The organism is Mucilaginibacter sp. P5_A6 (assembly GCF_056400585.1).
Map to the genome: position 1 here is coordinate 1 of NZ_JBFUKZ010000052.1, position 8,312 is coordinate 8,312.

Sequence of the window (8,312 nt, forward strand, 5' to 3'; positions counted from 1 at the left end):
GTGTAATGGATTAAGAGCCATCATTTTATTAAAATATATCTATCTAAACTATCATTTCTATGGAAACTGTTTTAAAAAAAAATTGGTACATTATTTACACCTTTCCTAATCTCGAAAAAAAAATATATAATGAATTAACCAGGAAAAAGATCAAGGCTTACCTGCCTTTACAAAAGGTTATAAGGCAATGGAGCGATCGCAGGAAGGAATTACAAGTACCTATGTTTCCTAACTATGTTTTTATAAATTCAACAGAAAGTGACCGTTTTAAGCTATTGAATATAGGTGGAATTTTGAAGTTTATTACGTTTGAAGGTAAACCGGCTATAATGTCAGAAGAAGAAATTTTAAGCATCATGAAATTTGAGGAGGTGGCTTTTGAGTTGGAGCCTAATCTTATTGAAGGTGATGATGTAATAATTGTTGAAGGACCATTTACAGGATTGCAGGGTAAGCTATTTTTTAAACGGGGTAAAGAAAGAGTGGGAATACATTTAAATTCAATTAACCAATCACTTTCTATTGAGGTTTGTTCATCAAGCCTCAGAAAATGTTAATGCAAAATAGTTACTATTGGCTATTGTGCTGAGTTTTGAATACACTTAATTTTATACTTGTTAAGCTACTTGAGCAAACACTACCATTGAATCTAAATAAGTACTAAGAATTTTTCAGCTTTTAAACGGATGTATTTGTGACAATCCCCAAGCGAAGCTTTGCTTTACAGCCAAAATTCAAGTGTCCCGCTTAATATAAATTTAAAAAAATCAGATTGCAATCAATAAGTATGGATAAGCTACCGCTTGTATCATGCATTATGCCAACTTATAACCRCAGGCGTTTTGTACCACACGCCATCCGGTATTTTCAACGGCAGGAACATCAAAATAAGGAATTAATTATAATTGATGACGGAACAGATTGTATTGAAGACCTTGTTATAAACCAGCCTGGTATAAAATACATCCGCCTTGATCATAAAATAACACTTGGCGAAAAATTAAATATGGCTTGCAGCAATGCATCGGGAAGTATAATAGCCAACTGGGACGATGATGATTGGTATGCCCCTCATCGTTTAAAATACCAGGTTTACGAATTAAATAAAAATAACACCCGGGTTTGCGGCATAAATAACCTGCTTTATTATGATTTTTTTAATAACCAGGCCTATCAGTATAGATATCCTTCAGATCAGCGTAAATGGCTTTTAGGTAGTTCATTATGCTATTATAGATCGCATTGGGAAAACAACCAGTTTAAAAATATTAATGTAGGTATGGATGGATTATTTGTTTGGAATACCTCTCCGGAGCATGTTACCGAGTTGGAAGATACCACCATGTCGGTTCATATGATACATGATCAAAACATTAGCCCCAAACAAACTTCAGGTGAATGGTGGCATCCTTATCCCGTAAAAGATATTGAACAAATTATGCAGGCTGATTTAAAACATTATCGTAATCATACCATGGCTGTAAATTATAGCCGGATGAGTGAGGTTACAAATAGTGTTACTATTCAAGGCAACTCAGGAAAGGGAAAAAATGTTTACGCCTGCCTGGTGCATGAAAGCCCTGACTGTGTAATTGATATGGTCCGTAATTTACACTATAACGATCCATCTTCCATAATTTTACTTTTCAACGGTGGGGCCGATTTTGATCTTAAATCAACATTGTTTCCATTTGAGCAATTTGGTGCTGTTATCTGTCCCGTTAGTTATTGTGTGAAGCATGGTTATCTGCACACTTTTGCTTTGGAATGTATGAAGTTTGCATTGGAAAACTTTTCGTTCGATGTTTTAACAATTGTTGATTCTGATCAGTTAAGTGTTCAGCCAGGCTACTCTTCATTTATATCCAATTTTCTATCTGATAAAAGTAACGTCGGGTTATTGTCAAGCAGGCCAGAGCGTATTACCGCAGAAAACAGGGATGTATGGACATCAATTAAAGCATTTGAAGAATATGATCTGTGGAGGCCATTGCTAAAAACCTTTCCCGATGGAGAGAATAAGTTTGTACACTGGTCTTTTTGGCCCTCAACAGTATTTACTTATGATGCAGTTAAGGATTTGGTTAAACAGTTTAAAGTTAATACCCGGCTTCATGATATAATGCAGCGCACCAGGATATGGGCAACCGAGGAAATTATTTTACCTACAATTGTAAGTTTGCTTGGGTATGATATTCTGCTAAATCCATGCTATAATACTTTTAACAATTATCAAAAATCTTATTCCGCATTAGATCTGGATTGCGCGTTAAGTGATCCGAATGTTTTTTGGATGCACCCAGTTGCCAGGGAATATGATGATGTGATCAGAAACAGCACTCGGTTGTATCTCAATAATTATATCCCTGCTAAAAATGAAATAATACAAGAAGCTGTTGACCAGTCATTGTTTTTCCCACTGCAGGTAATTGCRGAAATTCAAAAAATTCAGGGATGGCTTAGCGATGCTGAGTGTGAATTACTTATGGCCACGGCATTAAAAGCATGCCAGAAATTTTCTGGCGCTCATGTTGTTGAAATTGGGAGCTTTCATGGTAAAGCAACAGTTTTGCTTGGCAAAATTGCCAAATCAATATCCGATGAAATTAAGGTAATTGCTGTTGATCAGCACGACGGAAAGTTAGGAGCCTTAGGGTCGGATTTGAGTGTATTTGAACCGTCTTTTGAAAGTTTTAAGCTAAATATTGAAAATGCAGGTCTTTCAGATACCGTGATCTCTCAGGTTGGTAAATCAGTTGATATTAAATGGGATAAGGCAATTTCGCTGTTACTGATAGATGGCCTGCATGATTATGTCAGTATCAATGATGATTTTCAGCACTTTTCACCTTTTGTAGAAGTAAACGGATATGTTGTTTTTCACGATTATGCTGATTATTATCCCGATGTGCAGACGTATGTAAATCAGTTACTTGCAAAATGCAAATATCAGCGCGTTTGCCTGGCTGAATCTCTTATCGTTATTCAAAAAATAGTTTAACCTACCAACAGTGATGAATCAGGAACCAGCAGATTTACCTATATGGCTTTATTGGGAAGGTGATCTTCCTGATTGGATCCGCGAGTGCCAAAAAACAGTATTTGCACATGGCGCCAATGTTCAATTGCTGACACCTGAAAGTTTTAGAGAAATGCGTGACACCGACCTGGATATTAGGCTTGAAGACCTTTATGTAGCGCACCGTGCAGATTTTATTCGGGCGTTTTTACTTGCCAGGCATGGTGGTTTATGGATTGATTCGGATTGTGTGGTTATTAAATCTCTTAAACCTTTAATAGATACTTTAAATAATTATGACTTTTTAGGGTACAGGGAGCGCTCTGGCGAGGTAACCAACAACCTTATGGGCGCATCTAAGAACAGCACTATCGCCGCAAATTATTATAGCCTTATTTGTAGTATTTTACGCGAAAGCAAACCTATTGAGTGGTTAACCTTAGGGTCAAAAGCATTAACATCTACGCTTAACGAAAGTAATGCTTCATGGTGCGAACTAACTGTGGAACAGATTCAACCAGTGTGCTGGAGTAAACCCGAAGAATTTTTGCAGGAAAGGCCTGATGAAGAACACCAATATTTTATTAACAGAACCTCTTATTGCTACATGCTTTCTGCCAATATGGTAAGGCAACATATTTCTGAGAACCCCAATAAAAATATTTTAAATAAGAATACTTTTTTCAGTTACCTGCTAAGAATGTCGGTGCCAACTGAAGAAAATTATTTAGCCTTTGCTTAAATCTGATACAATGAACGATGTTTTGGAAATAGCCTATCGTAAAGATACTGATGATGACCGCTGGGTGATTCCGGAAGTTATTGACCAGGATATGTATTGTATAAAAAGCCTGTTAACAAATCTTAAGCCGGCTAATCCCTGTTATATTGTTGATTGTGGTGCTCATATCGGTGCTTTCTCCATCATGTGTGCACAGTACCTGGCAAATGTTGAAATTATTTCATTTGAACCCAACCCGGATAGTTTCACATATTTAAGCGAGAATGCAGACCGGTTTGGGAAAATACAAGCGCTTAATAAAGCTGTTTCAATTGCCGATGGAACATTAAATCTCTATGCTCCCGATCAAAGCGATTGGAGCGGAAGGTGGACAACGCTGCCAAATTCAAATGGGTTTTTAAATGTTGAATCTGTTGGATTATTTTCTTTTATCAATAAGCTGGATAAAGAGGTTTTTATTCTGAAACTGGATGTGGAAGGATATGAAGAGTTTTTAGTTGATGAATTAAAAGACGGAGACCTGAAAAATGTACAGGTTATAATAGTTGAAACCCATACTGATAATTTTGATCATCAAAAACTTATAGATTACGGTTACAGCCTGCTATTTAACCCAGGAATATCATCAGCAAGGCAATTTGTTTACACCCGAAATTGAGAAATAGCTGTTCATTTAATTAAAAAATATGTTAAGGACCGCATTTGAATTTCTGTCGGACGAACTTAACGCTTATATCAAGCGAAAAGATTCAACAAACTTCGGCAATGAGGATATTGTTGTGCTTTCGTCATTGATGAACCCCGATGGCACATTCGCGGTTTCGACCGAAGGGAGTGATGTATCAAAAGTTATCCTCACACTTGTTAACCTGGAGGAAGACCGGATAGCTGATTCACAATATAACTATCAAAAAATTGAAGACCGTATCCAGGTTGTCAATCCACCTGTAAATATTAATGCATTTGTCCTTTTTTCGGTATTTGCTAATAATTATTCTACCGCATTAAGGCTGTTATCATATGTAATGGCGTTTTTTCAAGGCCACCAGGTTTTTGATAGCGATCAATATCCTCAAATAAATGCCAAAGTGGATAACAATAAACCATGGCAAAAGGTGGGGCGGTTGCTTATAACACTTCACTCAACAACTTTTGAACAGCAAAATAATCTTTGGGCTGCGCTGGGAGCAAAATATATGCCTAACGTGGTGTATAAAATAAGAACCATCAGCTTTATTGATTACGAACCTAAAATGGAAACACCGCCGATTACCGAGATCACAATTTCTGATAATTAAAAATGTAGCTTTTATAGCAATGATAAAAATTAAGTACAAGGCGCTTTTTACATTGGAATTTGCCCATACATTCTATAAATCTGGCAAAAGTCCTGATATAATAATGCTGCCTTCGGCCAGGTGTGCAGTGCTGATAAAATCATTAGGGCTTCACTTTTTACCAACCACATCCGGCGGAAAATTATTTGCAAAGGTAGATGCTGTTGCGGGCAATGATATTATTAAGAACCCCTTGCCAGAAGGTACCAAATTTACTTTTTTATTGAAACTACGAAATGGATTATTTGAAAATATTACCAAAATAAATTTGCTTAAAGCGCCAACAAGCCATTACTATTTTAATAACCAGGTTAATAATATGTCGGCCGGTAATGTTCCGCTGCTTGTAGCCAATACAGGCAGTAAAATAGTATCAGATTCCGATTTGCTTCCTTTTGTAAACGGTAGTTTTTCATCGGTTCAAAACAGTACGGCTGGTACGCAAAACGGCGAATTGAATTTTATTGATAGTAATGAAAAGTTGCAACAACAATTAAACAATTCAAATAATTTATTTAATTATTCTTTTGATCTTAATAAGGCATCTGGTGGAAGAGTCCGTTTTTTAGTTGACGGCACAGAGAAAGCCACTTTCTATTCACTTGACCCGGCCGAAATGTCTGACGTATTTGGAGTGGTTGAAATATTTTACAAAGCTKGTTTAAATAGTAACTACCAGTTCCAGGGTATTGATAATTCAATTACAACTGTAAATTATAAAATTCCGTTTGCTAACCGGGCAACCAAATGGCGCTATATAATTACCAGGAAATTTAACCCGGCAATCACATCGGTAAGTGTGGCCAAAACAAATGGTTCTCCTTTAAATTTTAGTTTACTCGGCGGTTCTCCTGCAGGGACATTTATTGTTATATCAAACAATGCGCTTCCATTATCAGAAGAATCTGTAGCCGGCATAAAATTAACCGACAATACAAATAAAGTGCTRATAGCCAACTTACCAAACCCACCTCTAAATCTCAYAAAAACAGAAGGGGCAGATACCTTCTCAGATATTTTAATAACCATTTAATTAAAAAAAGTACCACCATGGCAGATGTATTTAAAACTCCCGGGGTTTACATTAAGGAAATCCCAACGTTTCCACCTTCGGTGGCAGAAGTTGAAACCGCAATTCCTGCATTCATCGGATACACCGAAAAATCAAGTTTCAATGGCAATGATTTTGGGAAACAGCCGCAACGAATAGGGTCGTTGTTAGAGTATGAACAGTTATTTGGGCTTGCTCAAAAAGAAACGGCAATAACGGTAACCATAACAGATGTAAATGTTGCAAATGCTGTTACCAGGACAATTAATGCAGCAATTAACCCTACTGCAAGCTCTAAGTATAGAATGTATTATGCGCTTCAAATGTATTTTGCAAATGGCGGTGGCCCTTGCTACATTGTTTCGGCAGATAAGTATAATGCGGGAGGCGTTAATGCCACCAAATTAACTGATGGCTTAGCCGAGATTGCAAAGGTTGATGAACCTACGCTATTGTTATTTCCTGATGGTCCTTCACTGCCCTCAACTAACTATTATTCAGTGATTAATAGTGCACTTAATCAATGTTTTACATTGCAAGATAGGTTTGCCATTATAGATGTTAAACAATCAAGCGGTACAATAAATGATATCAACTCATCGGCAGATGACTTTAGAAATGCTGCTACTTTAGGCAGTAACCTTGATTTAATGAAATATGGCGCCGCTTATTTTCCTTACCTGCAAACTATATTAAGCTATAGGTTTGATGATGCCGACGTAAATATTATTTACATAGTAAACAGTGTTGAGCAAACTGACATAGGCACCGGTAAAATTAGCCTTGCATCTATTTTAAATCCACCTGCAACTTTAAAGGTTTCGGTTCGTACCGGGCTTAACCTGCAGAAACCTGCTCCAACTGTACCTGCATCACCACCGGCGGCACCACAGGTTGCAGGTAATTCCGAATTATATAACCTTATTAAGCTGCAGTTGCAAAATCTAAATATTATTATGCCTCCTTCATCGGCAGTTGCAGGTGCTTACGCCGCAGTTGATAGTTCAAGAGGAGTATGGAAAGCGCCGGCTAATGTTACGCTGGCTTATGTAAATTCTACATCGCTCAAAATTTCTTCCGAAGACCAGATGTCGTTAAATGTTGATCCTACTTCCGGCAAATCTATCAATGCTATAAGATATTTTACGGGTAAAGGAGTAATGATATGGGGATCGCGCACGCTGGCCGGAAATGATAATGAATGGCGATATGTACCTGTACGCCGGTTCTTCATTTTTGCCGAAGAATCAATTAAAAAAGGTACAGAATGGGTTGTTTTTGAGCCAAATGATGCCAATACCTGGGTTAGGGTTAGGGCAATGATTGAAAATTTCCTGATAAAGCAATGGAGGGCAGGCGCACTTGCCGGGGCAAAGCCTGAGCAGGCATTTTTTGTAAGAGTAGGACTTGGCCAAACCATGACAGCTCTTGATATTTTGGAAGGGCGAATGAATATTGAAATTGGTATGGCCGTAGTACGCCCTGCCGAATTTATCATCCTGAAATTCTCTCATAAACTACAGGAATCTTAATCAATTAAAGGTTATCAAAACCTAATCATACATAAAAAGCAAAAACATGGCAAATTATCCATTACCAAAGTTTCACTTCAGAGTAGAGTGGGGCGGGTCGAACATAGGCTTCTCTGAAGTAAGCGGGTTGAACATCGAAAATAAATTGATAGAATACCGGGACGGAGCTTCGCCCGAATACAGCAAAATTAAAATGCCGGGCATGCGTGAGTTTAGCAACATTACTTTAAAAAGAGGAGTATTTGCAGGTGATAATGAATTTTTCAACTGGTTAAATACCATTTCATTAAATGCTGTTGAAAGGCGGGACATTACCTTAACCCTGCTGAATGAAAAGCATGAACCGGTAGTTGTGTGGAAAATTAAGAATGCATTCCCTGTAAAAATTCAAAGCACCGACCTGAAAGCTGACGGCAGCGAAGTGGCTATTGAGCAGCTTGATATTGCACACGAGGGTTTGGTTATACAAAACGGTTAAATTAATTCTGTAATTATGAGCCTGATTAGTGGTATTGTAGATGGTTTGATCTATCCACCTCCGGGATTCCATTTTTTGGTGGTTATTGAAATGTTTCCGCAAACTCCCCAGGATATCCGGTTTCAGAGTGTAAGCGGATTAAGCGTTAATATC

8 protein-coding genes are annotated in these 8,312 nt (G+C 37.6%); all 8 read left to right on the top strand.

The features are described 5' to 3' along the window. The first annotated feature begins 59 nt into the window (after nt 1-59). The 8 genes from AC1DO4_RS27205 to AC1DO4_RS27240 all read left to right on the top strand — a co-directional run bounded on the left by AC1DO4_RS27205 (nt 60) and on the right by AC1DO4_RS27240 (nt 8,159). Nucleotides 60-557, top strand: coding sequence for a UpxY family transcription antiterminator (locus AC1DO4_RS27205; RefSeq protein ID WP_477420912.1), 498 nt, complete (start codon nt 60-62; stop codon nt 555-557). 230 nt (nt 558-787) lie between these two features. After that, nucleotides 788-3,001, top strand: a complete 2,214-nt coding sequence (locus AC1DO4_RS27210; protein ID WP_477420913.1) for a glycosyltransferase — start codon at nt 788-790, stop codon at nt 2,999-3,001. Between the two features lie 13 nt (nt 3,002-3,014). After that, entirely contained in the window at nt 3,015-3,761 is a 747-nt protein-coding gene (locus AC1DO4_RS27215) for a capsular polysaccharide synthesis protein (protein WP_477420914.1), read from the top strand. Nucleotides 3,762-3,771: 10 nt separating this feature from the next. Then, nucleotides 3,772-4,419, top strand: a complete 648-nt coding sequence (locus AC1DO4_RS27220) for an FkbM family methyltransferase (protein WP_477420915.1) — start codon at nt 3,772-3,774, stop codon at nt 4,417-4,419. A gap of 28 nt (nt 4,420-4,447) precedes the next feature. After that, entirely contained in the window at nt 4,448-5,059 is a 612-nt protein-coding gene (locus tag AC1DO4_RS27225) for a Pvc16 family protein (RefSeq protein WP_477420916.1), read from the top strand. A gap of 19 nt (nt 5,060-5,078) precedes the next feature. Next, a complete protein-coding gene (locus AC1DO4_RS27230; protein ID WP_477420917.1) occupies nt 5,079-6,131 on the top strand; it encodes a hypothetical protein in 1,053 nt (350 codons plus the stop codon). A 17-nt stretch (nt 6,132-6,148) separates the two neighbouring features. After that, nucleotides 6,149-7,681 carry a phage tail sheath family protein gene (locus tag AC1DO4_RS27235; protein WP_477420918.1) on the top strand — a complete coding sequence of 511 codons (1,533 nt, stop codon included), beginning with the start codon at nt 6,149-6,151 and terminating at the stop codon, nt 7,679-7,681. A gap of 46 nt (nt 7,682-7,727) precedes the next feature. Beyond that, nucleotides 7,728-8,159: a phage tail protein gene (locus AC1DO4_RS27240; RefSeq protein ID WP_477420919.1), complete on the top strand. Its 432-nt coding sequence runs from the start codon at nt 7,728-7,730 to the stop codon at nt 8,157-8,159. Nucleotides 8,160-8,312: the final 153 nt, after the last annotated feature.